15 protein-coding genes and 1 pseudogene are annotated in these 17,529 nt (G+C 47.1%); 11 read left to right on the top strand and 5 right to left on the bottom strand.

Going from position 1 to position 17,529, the window contains the following annotated elements:
* Positions 1-45: 45 nt before the first annotated feature.
* From RQP52_RS33545 to nikC, 4 genes are all read right to left on the bottom strand, one after another.
* Positions 46-1,053, bottom strand: coding sequence for an ABC transporter ATP-binding protein (locus tag RQP52_RS33545; protein WP_315955867.1), 1,008 nt, complete (start codon positions 1,051-1,053; stop codon positions 46-48).
* Complete coding sequence (locus RQP52_RS33540; RefSeq protein WP_315955866.1) at positions 1,050-2,081, bottom strand: ABC transporter ATP-binding protein; 1,032 nt, start codon at positions 2,079-2,081, stop codon at positions 1,050-1,052. The genes RQP52_RS33545 and RQP52_RS33540 overlap by 4 nt, the downstream gene beginning before the upstream one ends.
* A gap of 14 nt (positions 2,082-2,095) precedes the next feature.
* Positions 2,096-3,016, bottom strand: a complete 921-nt coding sequence (locus RQP52_RS33535; RefSeq protein WP_315955865.1) for an ABC transporter permease — start codon at positions 3,014-3,016, stop codon at positions 2,096-2,098.
* 79 nt (positions 3,017-3,095) lie between these two features.
* On the bottom strand, positions 3,096-3,995 hold the full coding sequence (nikC, locus tag RQP52_RS33530; protein ID WP_315955864.1) for a nickel transporter permease: 900 nt from the start codon (positions 3,993-3,995) through the stop codon (positions 3,096-3,098).
* A gap of 192 nt (positions 3,996-4,187) precedes the next feature.
* On the opposite strand from nikC, the gene RQP52_RS33525 reads away from it, so the two are divergent.
* The 7 genes from RQP52_RS33525 to RQP52_RS33495 all read left to right on the top strand — a co-directional run bounded on the left by RQP52_RS33525 (position 4,188) and on the right by RQP52_RS33495 (position 13,641).
* Positions 4,188-5,414, top strand: coding sequence for an amidohydrolase (locus RQP52_RS33525; RefSeq protein WP_315955863.1), 1,227 nt, complete (start codon positions 4,188-4,190; stop codon positions 5,412-5,414).
* Positions 5,411-6,895, top strand: a complete 1,485-nt coding sequence (locus RQP52_RS33520; RefSeq protein WP_315955862.1) for an amidohydrolase family protein — start codon at positions 5,411-5,413, stop codon at positions 6,893-6,895. The genes RQP52_RS33525 and RQP52_RS33520 overlap by 4 nt, the downstream gene beginning before the upstream one ends.
* A 39-nt stretch (positions 6,896-6,934) precedes the next feature.
* Complete coding sequence (locus tag RQP52_RS33515; protein ID WP_315955861.1) at positions 6,935-8,161, top strand: amidohydrolase family protein; 1,227 nt, start codon at positions 6,935-6,937, stop codon at positions 8,159-8,161.
* Positions 8,162-8,453: 292 nt separating this feature from the next.
* Positions 8,454-8,987, top strand: coding sequence for an RICIN domain-containing protein (locus RQP52_RS33510; protein WP_315955860.1), 534 nt, complete (start codon positions 8,454-8,456; stop codon positions 8,985-8,987).
* A 341-nt stretch (positions 8,988-9,328) separates the two neighbouring features.
* On the top strand, positions 9,329-10,897 hold the full coding sequence (locus tag RQP52_RS33505; RefSeq protein WP_315955859.1) for a glutathione ABC transporter substrate-binding protein: 1,569 nt from the start codon (positions 9,329-9,331) through the stop codon (positions 10,895-10,897).
* Positions 10,898-10,907: 10 nt separating this feature from the next.
* Positions 10,908-12,206 carry a purine/pyrimidine permease gene (locus tag RQP52_RS33500; protein WP_315955858.1) on the top strand — a complete coding sequence of 433 codons (1,299 nt, stop codon included), beginning with the start codon at positions 10,908-10,910 and terminating at the stop codon, positions 12,204-12,206.
* A 241-nt stretch (positions 12,207-12,447) separates the two neighbouring features.
* Positions 12,448-13,641 carry an MFS transporter gene (locus RQP52_RS33495; RefSeq protein ID WP_315955857.1) on the top strand — a complete coding sequence of 398 codons (1,194 nt, stop codon included), beginning with the start codon at positions 12,448-12,450 and terminating at the stop codon, positions 13,639-13,641.
* A 359-nt stretch (positions 13,642-14,000) separates the two neighbouring features.
* On the opposite strand, the gene RQP52_RS33490 is transcribed toward RQP52_RS33495, so the two are convergent.
* On the bottom strand, positions 14,001-14,189 hold the full coding sequence (locus RQP52_RS33490) for a sporulation protein Cse60 (RefSeq protein WP_315955856.1): 189 nt from the start codon (positions 14,187-14,189) through the stop codon (positions 14,001-14,003).
* A gap of 179 nt (positions 14,190-14,368) precedes the next feature.
* On the opposite strand from RQP52_RS33490, the pseudogene RQP52_RS33485 reads away from it, so the two are divergent.
* From RQP52_RS33485 to RQP52_RS33470, 4 genes and pseudogenes are all read left to right on the top strand, one after another.
* Positions 14,369-15,132: pseudogene (locus tag RQP52_RS33485) on the top strand (LLM class flavin-dependent oxidoreductase); the annotation flags it as partial.
* A gap of 114 nt (positions 15,133-15,246) precedes the next feature.
* The gene (locus RQP52_RS33480) at positions 15,247-15,606 is read left to right on the top strand and encodes a DUF1304 domain-containing protein (RefSeq protein WP_315955928.1); all 360 of its coding nucleotides are present in this window, start codon (positions 15,247-15,249) and stop codon (positions 15,604-15,606) included.
* Positions 15,607-15,777: 171 nt separating this feature from the next.
* A complete protein-coding gene (locus RQP52_RS33475) occupies positions 15,778-16,557 on the top strand; it encodes a putative protein N(5)-glutamine methyltransferase (RefSeq protein WP_315955855.1) in 780 nt (259 codons plus the stop codon).
* A gap of 82 nt (positions 16,558-16,639) precedes the next feature.
* Positions 16,640-17,149, top strand: coding sequence for a GNAT family N-acetyltransferase (locus RQP52_RS33470; protein WP_315955854.1), 510 nt, complete (start codon positions 16,640-16,642; stop codon positions 17,147-17,149).
* The last annotated feature ends 380 nt before the right edge of the window (positions 17,150-17,529 follow it).

Here is a 17,529-nt window from a genome sequence, read left to right as displayed (position 1 = left end):
TTTCTCTACCAGTTTAAATTATTCGTCATGATAAAGCGAATGAAGTCAATAATTACCTGAAGCAATCAAGTGGCAAGCGACTTGATGTCCTTCACTGGTGTAGCGCAGCTCGGGTTCTTGCGATTTGCACGTTTCGACGACGAACGGGCAGCGTGTATGAAAGCGGCATCCTTGAGGCGGATTGATGGGAGAGGGAACATCACCGGTCAACAGGATACGCTCCTTCTTTTCCTTCTGATTAGGTACAGGAATGGCGGAAAGGAGTGCTTTGGTATAAGGATGCTGCGGGTTATCGAAAAGCGATTTTTTGTCAGCGATTTCTACGATTTTACCCAGATACATGACCATCACCCGATCAGAGATGTGGCGTACTACGCCCAGATCATGAGAGATAAATAGATAAGTCAGTTTATACTGTTTCTGCAGTTTCTTCAAGAGATTCAGAACTTGTGCTTGAATCGACACATCCAGTGCGGATACGGCTTCATCGCAGATGATCAGCTTCGGTTCCACAGCGAGTGCGCGTGCGATGCCGATACGTTGGCGTTGACCACCGCTGAATTCATGCGGGTACCGATCGATATGGTCAGGCCGTAACCCGACATTGTCGAGCAGTTCCTTAATACGTTCTGTCCGCTTTTCCTTCGGAATGACATCTTGTATGGCAAGTGCTTCACCGAGAATTTGGCGGACGGTTTGTCTTGGATTCAGCGATGCGAAAGGATCTTGGAAGATGACTTGCATGTCCTTGCGCAGCTTTCTAAGTTCGCCTTTATTCAGGCCCAGGACATCTTTATCCTGAAAATGAATATCTCCTCCGGTCGGTTCATCCAGGCGCAATAAAGCTCGTCCAGTAGTTGATTTGCCACAGCCTGATTCACCTACAATGCTCAGCGTTTCACCCTCATAGATGTTAAAGCTAATGTCGTCTACAGCTTTTACATGGTTGACGGTTCGTCCTAAGATGCCGCCTTTGATCGGAAAGTATTGTTTCAAATGGTTGATTTCAACTAAAACGTTCTTCTCCACGTCACGTTCCACAGGTATGGTCATTGGATGGAATCCCCCGCTTTCCTACGCGCATCAAGCTGTGCGTCCCATTCTGGTGTATACATCCAGCAGCGAACTTGACTGCCGTTACCTACATCGGTTAGCTCCGGCATTGTTGTCTGACATAACTCTCTGGCGTGAGGACAACGAGGAGCGAAACGGCATCCCTCCGGCATGTTGTAGGGACTTGGGACACTTCCTTTGATCGCTTGCAGCTCTTCTTGGTCTTGGTCCGCGCGAGGCAGAGAGTTAAGTAATCCGATGGTGTAAGGATGTTTCGGATTGTCAAACAATTCGCTGGCATCGGTATATTCGACGATTTTGCCGGCATACATGACAGCGACGCGGTCACATGTTTCCGAAACGACGCCTAGATCATGCGTGATCATGATGATACTCATGCCCAGTTGCTTCTGAAGCAGCTTCATTAAATCGAGGATTTGCGCTTGAATCGTCACATCAAGAGCTGTTGTCGGCTCATCCGCAATTAGAATTTCAGGGTTGCAGGCCATCGCCATCGCGATCATCACGCGCTGCCGCATGCCTCCGCTCAGTTCATAAGGCTCTTGTTTGGCGCGTTTCTCCGGGGAAGGAATGCCGACAAGACGCAGCATGTCGACGGCTTTCTCCCAGGCTTCCTTTCGGCTCATCTTCTGGTGATGGCGAAACACTTCCGCAATTTGTTCCCCAACCGTATACACGGGATTTAATGAAGTCATGGGCTCTTGGAAAATCATCGAAATTTCGTTGCCTCGGATGGCACCCATTTCTATTTCCGTTTTCTTCAATAAATCTTGCCCTTTGAACAGGATTTCCCCGTTAAGGATGCGTCCCGGGGGACTTGCAATCAACCTAAGAATGGAAAGCGATGTAATACTTTTACCGCAGCCCGATTCGCCTACAAGCCCGAGTGTTTCCCCTTTATGGAGCGTAAAGTCAATCCCGTCAACAGCTCTGCTTACGCCTTCATTGGTAAAGAAGTGTGTCTGAAGATTGCTTACTTCCAGAACCTTTTCTTGTTGTTTAAGCATCTCATTCCCTCCTTTTAATCCAGCTCGATACGTTTGTTGAAATTGCGATACAGTACGTCGACTGCAAGGTTAACCAAGACGAAAATCATGGACGCGACCAGTACGCCGCCTTGAACGACAGGCAAGTCACGCATGCGGATGGCATCTACAATCAGACGCCCAAGTCCGTTGATAGCAAAAACAGATTCTACTAATACCGTACCGCCGAGCAGTACGCCGAATTGTAGACCAACCACGGTAATGACAGGGATTAGCGCATTCTTCAAGGCGTGCTTATAGATAATAATGCGTAATTTCAAACCTTTTGCTTTGGCAGTTCGAATATAATCCTGGCGAATGACATCCAGCATGGTCGAGCGCGTCATCCGGGCGACAATGGCGGCACCTGAAGCACCTAGCGTGATGGCCGGGAGCACAACATGTTTCCAAGTTCCCCAGCCTGCGACAGGAAAGATGTGCATTTTCACGGAGAAAAAGTAAATCAGCGAGAGCCCGAGGCAGAAGCTGGGCAAAGATACACCGAGCAAAGCGATGATCATAATCGTAATATCAGATAGCGTATATTGCTTTGTTGCGGATATGATACCGGCAAGCATTCCCAAAACAATCGTGATGAAAATACTGGCCACAGCAAGTTCAATAGTGATAGGCAAACGAATCATGATTTCTTTAAAAACAGGCAGATTGGAACGTAGTGAGGTCCCGAAATCTCCTTGCACCACGTCAAAGACATACTGGACATATTGAATAAATAATGGCTGATCCAGCCCCAATTGATGCCGAATGCGTTCAACGGTCTCAGCGGAAGCCCCTTCTCCTGCGAGCAGAACGGCCGGATCGCCTGGCACGAGCTGCATAATCAAGAACACGACTAGGATAACGCCGAGCAGTACCGGGATCATCTGGAGCAGCCGGCGAATGATGTATACGAACATGGATATCCCCCTTAAAGTCTTCCTTTAGGAAGACTGGCTTCGAAAGCTTACGCTTAAGTTTTCTGTTAGGAAAACGAGCTTACTGTTTCATTCTTGGATCCAAAGCGTCTCTGAGCCCGTCTCCAAATACGTTAAATCCAATAACTAATGTAGAGATGGCAAGTCCCGGGAATAGAGCCAAATAAGGGACTGTGAATAAAAAGTCGCGGCCATTGCTCAGCATGGCACCCCACTCCGGCAAAGGTGGTTGAGCGCCTAGTCCTAAGAAAGACAAGCCTGCGGCAGAGAGGATAGCCGTTGCGAGCCTTAGAGTAGCTTGAACGATAATCGGAGACAGGATGTTCGGGAAAATGTGCACGAAGATGATCCGCATATCGCTGGCTCCTAATGAGCGAATAGCGTCGATGTATTCCAACTTTTTAACCGATAAAGTCGAACCGCGAACAATCCGGGCGAACATCGGAATGGAAAATACACCAATGGCGATCATGACATTGATTAAACTAGGGCCTAAGGCGCTTACGATAGCGAGGGCGAGCAAAATGCCCGGGAAAGCAAGTAAAACGTCAATCACACGCATGATGATCGTATCCACCCATTTTCCGTAATAGCCGGCAAATAACCCGAGAACAATTCCGAAGAATGCTCCGATAAACACGGCCACGAACCCTACGGAGAGTGAGAGGCGCGTCCCGACAATCAACCGGCTAAGCACGTCGCGACCCTTATCGTCCGTCCCCATCCAATGTTCGACTGAGGGAGGTTTAAGTTTGTTCACTAAATCAATATGATAGGGATCGTATGGTGCTAGAAGCGGGGCAAAGATTGCGACAAGGAAGTAAAAAAGAATCACGTACCCACCCAGCATCGCTAACTTGTTTTTCCGAAGCTTTAAATAAAATGTTCTCCACTTGCCAGGACGAGCGGAGAGAGCCTGTTTTGGTAGCGTTTGCTTTTGTTCAGCATATTCAACATTCATCTAGCAGTCCTCCTTTGTTTAATTAAAGTTATCAGAAAACAAGGCGAAGTAAATAAGCTTTGGACAACTCGTAAAGATACCTTAAATAGAAGTAAAGATTGTGAAAATAAAACACAGAATATTCTTTATAATTGAGGGTGTACGAGTAAATCGCACCGAATTTTGGGAAAAGGAAGGAAGGGTGAGCAATTCGTGAGTTCATCTTATTGGTTAACCAATGTTCGTCTGGAGAGCGGCTATTTGTATGAGAATGGCGTAATCTCCGGGACAGAAACTGAAATCTGCCATCTACGTATAGAGGGCGGTGTCATCAATGAAATCGTTACAGCTAATAAACCGCTAGAAACAGATCTTCCGAAGCAAGACGGAAAGAACCTGCTTATGCTGCCATCATTTATTGAGAAACATGTTCATTTGGATAAGACGTTAATTGGGGAAACGTGGCGCGCAGTCGTTCCTGTAGCTAATATCACAGGACGCTTCGAAGTGGAGAAACAGGTTCTCCCTTCACTGCCGACTTCGACCAAGGAGCGAGCAGAAAACTTGCTGGCTACGCTATTAAGTGCAGGCTCGACTGAAGTGCGCACGCATGTGGATATTTATCCGGAAGCAGGACTTCATAACTTGGAAGAAGTGCAGATGGCGTTAGAGCAGTATGAAGGGAAACTCTCTTACGAGATTGTAGCTTTCCCGCAGCATGGATTGCTGCGTTCCAAGTCCAAAGAGCTGGTTAGAGCAGCCCTTCGTGAAGGAGCTACGCTGATCGGCGGCGTTGATCCCGCCATGGTGGACGGGGACATTGAAGCTTCTTTGCAGCAGATGATGGAGCTGGCTGTTGAAGCGAATGCGGGCGTAGATTTACATCTGCACGATCCGGATTATTTGGGCACTTTTACCATGAGACGGTTGGCAGCGCTTACGATGGAAGCGGGTTTGCAAGGAAGAGTGGCGATCAGCCACGCGTTCGCTCTTGGCGAAGTGCCTGCCGGTGAAGCGGCGGAACTGTCCGCTATTTTAGCCGAGGCGGGCATTACGATCATCACAAGCGCGCCGCATAGCAGAACGCTGCCGCCGGTTCCGCTTTTGCATGAGAAAGGGGTGGCTGTTGCTGCAGGCTGCGATAATATTTTTGATACTTGGCAGCCTTTCGGGAACGGGGACATTTTGGAACGAGCAGGCCGCTTAGCCGAACGCTTCCGCTGGATTGACGAGTTGTCCTTGTCGCAATCGCTCGGTTTCATTACCGGTGGAAAGACACCGCTGGATCGAGACGGCAAACGCGCATGGCCTAACGTCGGAGATGAGGCAAGCGTGGTTCTAGTAGATGCTACTTCCACAGCGGAGGCTGTCGCGAGAAGAGCTGAACGCAAGGCCGTCTTCTACCGCGGGACATTGGTGGCAGGAGGACTTCAGTCATGATCGATTTATTACTCGTTCATGGCGTCGTTATCACGATGGATCAAGAACGTCGCATTCTAGAAAATGGGGCTGTGGCGATCCACGATGGGAGAATTCTCGAAGTTGCTGACACCGAGCAATTACTGGCGAAGTATGAGGCGAAGAAAACGATCGATTGCAATCACCACTGCATCCTTCCTGGCTTGATAGACGTTCATGGTCACGGCGGTCATTCCATGTTCAAGACAATCGCCATGGACAATATCAGTTTCTGGATGCCGATCATGACGCATACGTATAAGCACTTTGTAACGGATGAGTTCTGGTATTACGAAGGTAAGCTGAATGCGCTTGAACGCTTAAAGGCAGGGATCACGACAGGCGCCTGTGTGCTTGGTTCGATGCCTCGTTCGGACGATCCTATCTTTGCGCTTAATCATGCCAAAGCTTATTCCGAAGTTGGTATACGGGAAATCGTCTGTACGGGTCCGTGCAATCCGCCGTGGCCGCATTCGTTCAGCCGCTGGGTGGATGGGAAGCGGGTAACCAGAGAAGTGACTTACGAAGAAGTGTTGAAAGGTGCCGAGTCGGTCATTGAGGCTTTGCATCACGCACACGACGATCATATTCGTGCTTTCATCACGCCATTTGTGATCGTTACTTCCGTTAACCCGTCAGCCCCGACGCCGCCGGATCAGCTATATGGCTTAACCGATCATGATCGCTATCAAGCGAAAAAGATTCGTGAGATCGCTCGAAAATATAACACGCGGATACACTCGGATGCCTTTGGGGGCATGATTCATCTGGCGATTCAAGATAAAGAAAACGCTCTGCTTGGGCCAGATGTGCATCTGCAGCATTGCCGCGGCATTTCCTTTGATGAGGCGCGCATTTTGGCTGAAACAGGCACCAATGTTAGCTCTGCGCCAGGATTCGGACAGGTGAATGCGCGAACGCCGATTACGGAACTGATGGAAATGGGCGCAACGGTGGCGATTTCCACGGACGGTACCTCTCCGGCAGCCAGCTTTGATATGTTTCAAGCGATGCGCAAGACGCAGATGATTCATCAGGCAGCGCTCAAAGATTACTACTATTTGCCCGCTGGCAAGCTGCTTGAGATGGTCACAATCGATGCAGCCCGCTGTGTAGGCTGGGATGATGAACTAGGCTCTTTGGAAGCTGGGAAAAAAGCGGATTTGATTACAGTCAACATGCGCCAGCCCCATTTGACACCTGAGTATATGTATGTGCACCGTTTGGTCCATCAAGCCGTAGCGAGCGACGTAGACAACGTGATCGTGAATGGGAAAATCGTGATGGAAGACCGCCAAGTGCTGACCGTTGATGAATTCTCGGCACTTGATGAAGCGAATGAAGAAGCGAAGCGGACGATTGAGCGTGCAGGGCTGCAGAAGTATATGGAGCCGACCAAATATTTCTGGGGTCACGCCAGAGCTTATGTAGATGAGAAACGTTTTGATCCTGAGTTGCTCTAAGAGATTGCAAATTTGGCAGAAAGAAAGGGTGTAACCAACATGAGTATGACATCGACTTATTGGCTAACTAACGTTTGTTTGGAGAGCGGCTATCGCTATGAAAATGGAAGAATTGCAGGGACGGATACCGAGATCTGCCATCTCCTCATTGAGGATGGGAAGATTGCACAAATCGTTTCTGCTGACACAACCTTAGACAGCGAGCTGCCTAAGCAAGACGCGAAGAAGCTGCTTCTGCTTCCAGCGTTCCGCGATATGCATATTCATATCGATAAAACGTATTACGGAGGGCCGTGGAAAGCTTGCTCCCCGCCCGTGAACATTTTTACTCGTTTAAAGGAAGAAGAGACGCTGCTTACAGAGTTGCTCCCGACAGCCAGAGAACGAGCGGAAGCGATGCTTGGACTACTGCTGAAGAACGGCACGACCCACGTCCGCAGCCATTGCAATATTGATCCTTATATTGGCTTGAAAAATCTTGAAGCCACACTGCAAGCTTTTGAAACTTATTCCGGCAAGCTGTCTGGCGAAATCGTAGCCTTCCCGCAGCACGGACTGCTGCGCAGCAACGTTGTGGAGATGGCGCGCGAGGCACTGCGAATGGGAGCGACATCCATGGGTGGCGTAGACCCGGCTTCGGTCGATCAGAACATTGAGAAATCGTTGAATACGATTATGGAATTGGCTGTAGAGGCTGATGCTGACGTGGATGTTCACATCCATGATCCGGGTCATTTAGGGATCTTCACTTTCAAAAGGCTTGCCGCACTAACCGAGGAAGCGGGTTGGCAGGGGCGCGTAACGGTCAGCCATGCGCTAGGTCTTGCTGACGTTCCGGTCGAGCTGCAAAGCGAGGTGGCCGAGTTGTTTGCTCAGCTGGACATCGCGATCACCTCCACCGTGCCAATTAACCGAGCGACGATACCGATTCCGCTGCTCAAGCAAAAAGGCGTCTCCGTCTCATTAGGCGACGATAGCATTACGGATCATTGGTCCCCATTCGGCCAAGGAGACAGTTTGGAAAGAGTCGGCCGCCTGGCGGAGCGGTTCCGTTGGAGTGATGAGCGCTCGCTAGCGCAGGCGCTCAGCTTTATTACAGGCGGCAAGCTTCCGCTTTCTGCGGAGGGCGCACGCGTCTGGCCGGCTGTTGGCGACGAAGCAAGCGCGGTGCTTGTTCACGCGAGTTGTTCGGCGGAAGCGGTAGCGCGGAGAGCCGAGCGTCAAGCGGTGCTGTATCGTGGGAATGTCGTATCCGGTTCGTTGTAATCATCAAAGGCATAGTTTTCTCTCATTCGGGAGAGGGCTATGTCTTTTTTTTGTGGGTTTCTCTAATTCATGATCATATTTGTCATGCTAGTCAGGAAAACCCTGAAAATATCAATGAAAAAAGTGATTTCTCTAGTGTAGGATGGAATTGAAATTAATCCCAAATTAAGAATTTAATGAGAGTTTAAGGGGTTTACTGATTTAGGAGGTGAGTGAAATGTAATACATAAACTCGTTCTTAAACCCCATACCACAGGCACAAGTTAATAAAATAAAAAAGGAGTGCACTTTCATGAAACAATTTCTAATGAGGTACGGATGGATAACGATTTTGGTGCTTGTGTTAGTTGCATCCATCTCGTCATACGCAGGAACTTCGACGTCGTACGCATCGGGAGCACCGGTTGCTCTGAAACTTATTAATGAACGCAGCTTAAAGGCACTGTCAGTCAGTGGATGGGATAAACAAGCGGAAGGTGCGCTTATTCAACAATTTACGAATGTAGAAGCTGATTATCAGAAATGGTATCTCGAATATTTAGGAAACGGATATTATCATATCAGAAACGTAGGCAGCGGATATTTATTGGACGTCAGCGGAGTATCTTCATTTGATGGGGCCAATGTTATTCAATGGCCAAATAATAACGGGTGGAACCAACAGTGGGAAATTATCGCAACCGGCGAAAATGATCCGGTGAAAATTAGAAGCCGAGGCAGTGGCAAGTTATTGGACATGTCGGGACAAACGACATCCGATGGAGGGCAAGCCATTCAATGGTATGATAATGGCGGCCACAATCAGCACTGGTATTTATTATCATAACCCATATAAAACCGTCAAGGAGAGGTGAACTTGACGGTTTTATTATTTATTCAATGAAAAAGAAGTAAAGATTATATAAATACAAGTAAAGATTGTGAAACTAAATAATCTGAAAATTATTTATTATCTAAATAAGAAGACCATTCATTCGTAAAGGGGATTTTGCATGAAAGATATAATGTTAACGCTTTCTTAGTCGCAGCTTGTTTGCATAAAGAAAATAGTAAAGATATTGTAAATAGACGTAAAGAATGTGCAATGTTCTAAAGCTATTTTTTTCTATAATGCTAATAAGCCATTTAAAGTAGTAGATAAACGATAGAAATAGGAGGGTTTATACAATGAAAAGAAATCTTATTCTCGGCGGCTTTCTCGCGATATCTCTTGTAGGTATGTCCGTGTTGGCCGGATGCTCCTCTTCACCAAATTCGACAACAGATAATGGGAAAGCTGCGGAAGCTTCCCAAGCGGGCGGTACGCTGACCATCGCAAGAAAAGCGGACGCGAACAACCTGGACCCGCAATTTATTACAAACATTCCTTCAGCGAACTACATTTATGGTAAAGTCTACGAAGGCCTGCTCATGACAGATAAAAATATGGAGTACAAGCCTTCTCTGGCCTCAGAATGGAAACAAGTTGATGACTTAACTTGGGAGTTCAAGCTGCGTCAGGGTGTGAAGTTCCACGATGGCACGCCGTTCACGGCAGAAGCGGTTAAGAAGACGATGGAACGTGCTCTGGATCCGAAAGTCAATTCGCCAAGAGCAAGCAATTTCTCCATGGTCAAAGAAGTGAAGGTTGTGGACGACTATACGGTTCAATTCATTTTGTCTTATCCGTACGCGCCTATCCTGTCCATTCTTGCTAGCACTGAAGGCAGTATTCTTAGCCCGAAAGCCATTGCAGAACAAGCGGACAAGCTTTCTAAGAACCCGATTGGAACAGGTCCATTCAAATTTCAGTCTTGGACGCCAGGACAAGAGATGGTTCTTGTCAAAAATGATAGCTACTGGGGCGAGATTCCGAAAGTAGATAAGGTTGTTTACAAAGTAGTTCCTGAGGATACTACGCGTGTCGCCATGGTGGAATCAGGCGAAGTTCAGATTAGTGATCAACTGCCAGTAACCGAATTAGACCGCGTGAAAAACTCTTCCTCCATGACACTAGCTCGCACCGAAGGGCTTGGGGTAGAATACATCGGCTTTAATACGAAGAAAAAACCGTTCGATGACCCGCGTGTTCGTCAGGCATTCTCCTACGCCATTGAAAAGGACTCCATTATCAAGGGCGTTTATAACGGCGTGGGCAGCAAAGCGATCTCGGCTCTTTCTCCTAAGATGATAGGATTTAATGCTAATTTGGCCGAATATACGTACAACATCAACAAGGCGAAAGAATTGCTTGCTGAGGCTGGTTTTCCAAATGGGTTTAAAACATCGATTGTGACAGATGATAGAAAAGAGCGCATTAACCTGGCGGAAGTCGTTCAATCTCAGTTGAAAGGCATTGGCATCGACCTCGAAATCAAAGTGATGGAGTACGGTGCTTACCTGGATATTACCGGTAAAGGCGAACACAATCTGTTTATCGGCGGCTGGGGCAATGCGACCGGGGATGCGGATTACAATCAGTACAATGTGTTTCACAGCTCTTCCCATGGAAGCAAAGGCAATCTGGCTTTCTACACCAACGCGGAAGTGGATCAGCTAATTGAAGACGGCCGTCGTGAGAAAGATGTGGAGAAACGTAAAGCGATTTACGCCAAAGTGCAAGATATCGAGATGAAAGATAGTCCGTTAATTCCGATTCGCACAATTGATCACGTAGCCGTAACAGCTAAAAATGTCAAAGGATTCTCGTTGAGTCCAATCGGATATCTGATGTTAAACGATGTTACTGTAAAGTAAAGGAGGTACAATGGAAACACAAAATCGCCGGTTCTACGGCAGCTTAAGCACATTTCAATGGTTTATTTTCCTGCTGGCCAATTCTGTCGCACTGCCTATCGTCATCGGTGGCATTTTTCACTTATCGATAGAGGAAGTTTCGGCGTTGATGCAGAGAACATTTTTGGTCGTTGGCTTGAGTTCTTTCATCCAAGGATGGTTGGGGCATCGGTATCCGATTGCCGACGGCCCCGCAGGTTCATGGGTCAGTGTGTTTGTGATATTAGCAGACGTAGCAGTCAGACAGGGGCAAAGCTTGAAGGAAACGCTGCAAATTTTGGAGGGTGGATTCCTTATTGCGGGTCTACTCCTCCTTATCCTTGGCTTAAGCGGATATTTCCACCGCTTGCTGTTCCTGTTCACCCCTCTGGTTACCGGCTCTTTTCTTTTGATCTTGGCGCTCCAGCTTAGCGGTGTATTCATGAAAGGAATGATCGCTTTACAAGGAGAATCCTCCTTGCCCGATTATGGAACCGCAGTAATATCGTTTGGCGTTTTTATTCTCGTCATCCTTCTTTCTGTCAAAGGAAAAGGTTGGATCAAAAACTATGCCGTGTTGATCGGAATCTTATCCGGCTGGCTGCTGTATACGCTGCTCGGCAAAAGTTCGGCTTCCGTTCATACGAACGAATCTTGGGTTAAGCTGCCGGATTTGTTCGCATGGGGAAATCCGCATTTTAATGCCGGAATCGTAATCACGGCCATTCTGTTTACATTTATTTTAGTCTCCAATACGATTGCTGCGGTGTCGGCTGTGAGCCAAGTAGTCCCGGAAGCTCCGGCGAAATTAAAAGAAACCTTGAATCGCGGCGGAATAGCCGGGGGAGTTTCCCACTTGTTGTGTGCTGTATTCTCGACAATTGGCGTCGTTCCCTTACCGGTATCCGCGGGCTTTATACGACTAACCGAACAGACGCGGGTTCGCCCGTTTCTTGTGGCTTGTCTGGCCTTGTCGGGGATTTCCCTGGTTCCGGTTATCGTTAATTTCTTGGCGCTGCTCCCAGGACCAATCGCTACGGCGGCCTTACTGGCATCTTTTGTTCAAATGATTGGGATCGCCTTTCAGTCTATTCTAAAGGAAACACTGGATCAACGCCGACTGACGATTCTGGGCATCACGCTGCTGATTAGCATTGGACTTATGTTTCTGCCGTCAACAGCATTTCAGGGGCTTCCATCGATCCTGCAATATGTATTCAGCAATGGACTGCTTGTAGGCACGATGATTGTGATTTTGCTCGAACAGCTATGGAAAGTCGATAAAGTATGAGCAAAGAATAAATATTTTATCTATAAAATTGTCGCTATCTGGCCCTACAGCTGGAGAAGCGGCAATTTTTTGCGTTGACAACGGTCATTGCAACCGAATACAGCTAAAATCTTCGTATTGCCCTTACAGGCAACTTCTGCTAAGATGATCTAGACTTATTAAAATGATTTAATAAGTATTATCGCTGCGGAGAAATCCGCTATACAGGCGTTGATGATTTCAAAGGAGAAGGGGTGGTACGATGGCAACCCTATTTTTAGTTGTTATCTATCTGGCATTTATTAGCCTAGGAATTCCGGACTCATTGCTGGGATCGGCGTGGCCCGTGATCCAGCCCGATATCGGTGCTTCATTTGGCTTCGCGGGGATCTTGTCGATGATTGTGGCAGGAGGTACCATCGTATCCAGTTTGGCAAGTGGGCGTTTGGTTCAGCGAGCGGGGACGGGCAAAATCACCCTGATCAGTTGCATCCTTACTGCAGGAGCGCTGCTCGGGTTCTCAATGGCACCTTCGATGATCTGGCTTGTCTTTTTGGCCATTCCTCTTGGTCTGGGCGGAGGTGCGATAGACGCGGCACTAAATCATTATGTAGCTGAAAATTATAAAGCCCATCACATGAACTGGCTGCACTGTTTTTGGGGTGTAGGGGCAACTCTCGGACCTATTATCATGTCCTTTTATATTGCTGAACACAACTCCTGGAGAGATGGTTATTCAACGGTATCTATGATACAGTTCACACTCGCAATTGTATTGCTTGTTACGCTCCCTTTATGGCAACGAGTCGCGGTTAGCAGGGAGGCTGAGGGTCTAGACAGTGAGATTCCACAAGAGCAGGTCGGAGAGCAGATACAACCGGCAGTTAGCTCCAAAGCTAACGTGCTTCAGATCAAAGGTGTTAAACAGACACTTATCGCTTTTTTGTTCTATTGCGGGGTTGAATCTACGGCAGGATTATGGGGAGCCAGCTATCTGGTCGGCGCAAGAAATATGACAGCCGAGACAGCTGCCGGATGGATATCTTTATACTATGGCGGAATAACGGTTGGAAGACTGATTACAGGGTTCATTACGATGAAAGTCCACAATCGTGTGTTGATCCGCTGCGGTCAGATCATTGCCATTGCGGGTGGGGTCATGCTGCTGCTTCCGCTGCCTCAAGTTTTCTTGGTTGGACTTATTTTGATTGGTATCGGGCTTGCCCCCATCTACCCTGGCTTGCTGCATGAAACGCCTGCACGCTTCGGTCGCGAGAATTCCCCCAAGTTAATGGGATTTCAGATGGCAGTTGCGTATACAGGTACCACGTTTTTACCACCGCTTTTTGGATTGCTCGCTACACAGACGACCATTCATTTATTCCCTTTTATTGTGCTGGCTTTTATTGTTTTGATGATGATGAGTACAGAGAAAGTAAACCGTATATTAAAATAAGGGCAATTCATTTAGCAAAACTATTTGCTAAACGGATTGCCCCTTTTTTCTTTGCGATGTTGTCGTTACATCACATGACTCTATGGTTCATCGTAAATTCCTCCGGAAATGATCAGACGACAATGCCAATACATGTTCATATTGCGAACCTCCCTGCTTTTAAAAAGTAAAGCTTATGCTCTTAAAACCTCTTCGTGGCATTCTTTACCGGGAATTCAGATATTGCGTAAGATGACATAGACCAATACTCCTGCGAGAAAAAGTGTTGAGACCAATGAGATTAACTTAAGGAAAGTTTCAACTCTTGATTTCATATGCGTACCTCTTTAATAGTTGATAAAACGCAGGAAAATCGGCATTTATTCTTTTGTTCTATAAACAATAAGGATGGAACTTCGTTGTAGTCCGGCATCATGTTTCCCTGTCTTCAGGATAGAGCCGTAGCATACGTTAATCACCTGATCATCCGATAGCTCAGTCAGAAATTGATTAGCTCTTGACTCTGCGTAGGATGAATCCGTGTCCAAAAATTCTTTAACTTGAATCACCTTCTAAACCTCCTTCCATAAAAAATGCATGAAATGTAAAAAGGACGAAATACAACAAGACATTCCGATATAGACGTGGAATGTCTTGCGTATTCCTCTGACCATACCACTGAAAGTAAACGCTGTCAATTTGGCGTAATTTCGATGAAATGGGCTGATAATGCCTAGTGGAATTATCGGAGTTTGCAACGCTCGATGGCATTTCCAATGGACGTGCAGAAATTATTGTGGGCCGAGGCTCTATGGTCGATGCGTTTCCATTGTTTGGTTATGATTTGAAAGACTACGAAGAGCTTTTCGAGCAGAAACTGGAACTATTATTGAAACTAATGGATTCGGAGAAAATATCCTGGAAAGGAAGGCATCGCCCCGCCTTTACGAATTTGGGTGTTTATCCGCGTCCAGTTCAGACCCCTTTGCCTGTGTGGATTGGCAGCGGAGGGAACCCCGAATCGGCCATATGCGCAGGCGTATTAGGATTGCCGCTTGTTTTGGCGATCATTGGCAGGAGCCCTGTGCAATTTGCTCCCATCGTGAAGCTCTATAAGGAAGCAGCTGCTCGTGCAGGACACGATGCGTCAAAATTACCGGTGGCTGTGCACTCGCTCGGTTTCGTTGCCGAAACCACCTTGCTTGCCGTCGACAGGTATTTTCCACCTACTCAGGCTTCCATAAATATGTTTGGTAAAGAACGCGGAAGGGGACATTATAGCCGTGCACAGTTCGATGCTTCTCGCAGCCTGGAAGGCGCACTATATGTAGGCGATTCCGAAACGGTGGCTAATAAAATCGTTCACATGAGCAAACAGTTAGGTTTCTCGCGATTTATCTTGCATTACCCGTTGGTACAATGCCGCATCATGAAGTTATGAAGGCTATTGAACTGCTGGGAACGGAAGTCGCACCGCGGGTTCGGGAACAGATTTCAAAAATCGATGCCTAAGGATACAAGGAGCTTCCCTCACGGGGGCTTCTTTTTACTATCGAAATTTAAGTTAATAAAATATAATAAACCTACTAGGGTGTACCCAATACGGTTTAGGAGGATAAGCTTATTATTGCGATAATTGCGTCAATTCTCGTGGGCATAGTGGCATTAGAACATGTATATATCCTTGTTCTGGAAATGTTTTTATGGACTAGTCCTCGCGGGATGAAGGCTTTTGGCATGACGAAGGAGCAGGCGGTGGCTACCAAATCGCTCGCTGCCAATCAAGGGTTATACAATGGATTTTTGGCCGCAGGACTCATTTGGGGACTTGTTCATCCAGATCCATTGATTGGGCGCTCCATTCAACTCTTTTTCCTTTGTTGTGTGATTGTTGCTGCCTTGTACGGTGGGGCAACCGCTAAAAGGTCGATTTTACTCGTGCAAGGATTGCCGGCTGTGATCGCCTTGCTGTTTGTTCTTTTGTAGGTCAATACAATGAAAAGGTCCTGTTAACACGGGGCCTTTTTTGCTGCCCAGTATTCCTGAACAAATGGATTGCACAGAAGAAAAGTTCCTTATAAGAGATTTCTACCTGTGCGGCAAACTGCACAAAGGATAAAATGAACTTATCGTTAATGAGAAACGTGGTGAATTTTTATGGAGATTATTACTTATGATCGTCTCGTCGCTGGACTTCGTGCTGCGGGTTGTGTTTTCGCAGAAGATGAAGCTCGAATGCTCATGTCGGCAGCAAAGTCGCCAGTTGAGTTAGTCGCAATGGCGGATCAACGAGCTTTAGGCCATCCACTAGAACACGTCATTGGCTGGATGGAGTTCTGTGGTCTTCGGATCGAGGTGGACCCTGGCGTCTTTATTCCCCGTCACCGCACAGAGTTTCTTGTTCGACGAGCCACTGAAATTGCTCAATCAGGGGATGTCGTCGTTGATCTATGTTGTGGAACAGGCGCATTGGGTGCGGTTTTGGCTGCAGAGCTGAAAGGGATTGAGTTGTATGCCGTGGACATTGACCCGAGAGCGGCGCAGTGCGCCCGCAGAAACATCACGGCCGTGGGAGGCCATGTATTCGAAGGTGACATTTTTGAACCTCTGCCCGTTACATTGCTTAACCGTATCGATATCCTGCTGGCTAACGCACCATACGTGCCAACAGAAGCTATCGAGCTTCTTCCCTCAGAAGCCCGTATCCATGAGGCTCGCCTGGCGCTTGACGGGGGAGAGGACGGACTTGATGTGCTGCGCCGTGTCGCGCTTGAAGCTCCGCTTTGGTTGTCGCCTGGCGGGCACCTGTTGGTTGAGGTTAGCGAGCGGCAGGCGCTGCAAGCCGTAGAGATTTTTGCTCGGAGCGGGTTGCTTCCGACCGTGTCCAGATTTGAAGAATTAGACGCTACGGTTATCGTAGGAATGAGACTCATTTGACATAGAACATACGTTCTGTTAATATTTGGAGAGTCATATATCGGTTGAGGCAATCATTGAGGTGAGGGGAATCGTACAATCAATGAAAATACCACATGTCAATCTAGTACCTTGGTCGGAATCTAATCTTGATTTGCTGCGTAAGATCAATGCTCCTGAGATGATGGAACACCTCGGTGGCTCTGAAACAGAGGCGCAGTTGCTAATTCGTCACCAAAGATATCTGGAGATCGGCGGCAAGGGGTCAGGTCGTATGTATAGTATTATCCTGCTGCCAGACAATGAGACGGTCGGCAGTATTGGTTACTGGGATAGCAAGTGGGAAGAAGAGAGCATCTATGAAATGGGTTGGAGTGTTCTGCCTACCTACCAAGGGAGAGGCATAGCGACAGCAGCGGTATTAGAAGCAATTGCTAACGCAAATATGGAGAAGAAACATAAATATATTCACGCCTTCCCATCTATTCATAACCCGGCGTCGAACGCAGTTTGCCAGAAGCTTGGATTTCAATTAACTAGTGATTGTGAATTTGAATATCCTCCAGGGAACTTTATGCAGTGTAATGATTGGAGACTAGGGCTCGATCTATGAAAAAATGTTTTTCTGATTAAAAGCTTGTAATAGTTTTAAATCCATGGTATATTGCAAATCCGCCTTTCAACGCGGATGAATAACGTGAGTAACTCATTTGGCGTCGTTTAAAGATCAGCTTGAAATAATCAGACAAATCGCTGAATTAAACATGTTGAAAACTTTAAGAGTGGCTCGAAAAAAACACTTGCAATTGAAATTCTTACATGGTATATTACTTCTCGCTGCTTCGGCAACGCGGCAGTGAACGAAAGAAATTGATCTTTGAAAACTGAACAACGAGTGAGTAAGCACAGTCGAGCAATCGACTATAAATGAGATGAATAATCTCGCTAGCAAGTCAATGAGCTATTCAGCTTTTCTATTATGGAGAGTTTGAT

Origin of the sequence: Paenibacillus violae, assembly GCF_032461945.1 — a bacterium.
In the GTDB taxonomy this organism is placed as follows: Bacteria; Bacillota; Bacilli; order Paenibacillales; family NBRC-103111; genus Paenibacillus_E; species Paenibacillus_E violae.
Note: the sequence above shows the minus strand (reverse complement) of the source record. Positions and strands in the feature narration are given on the sequence as shown.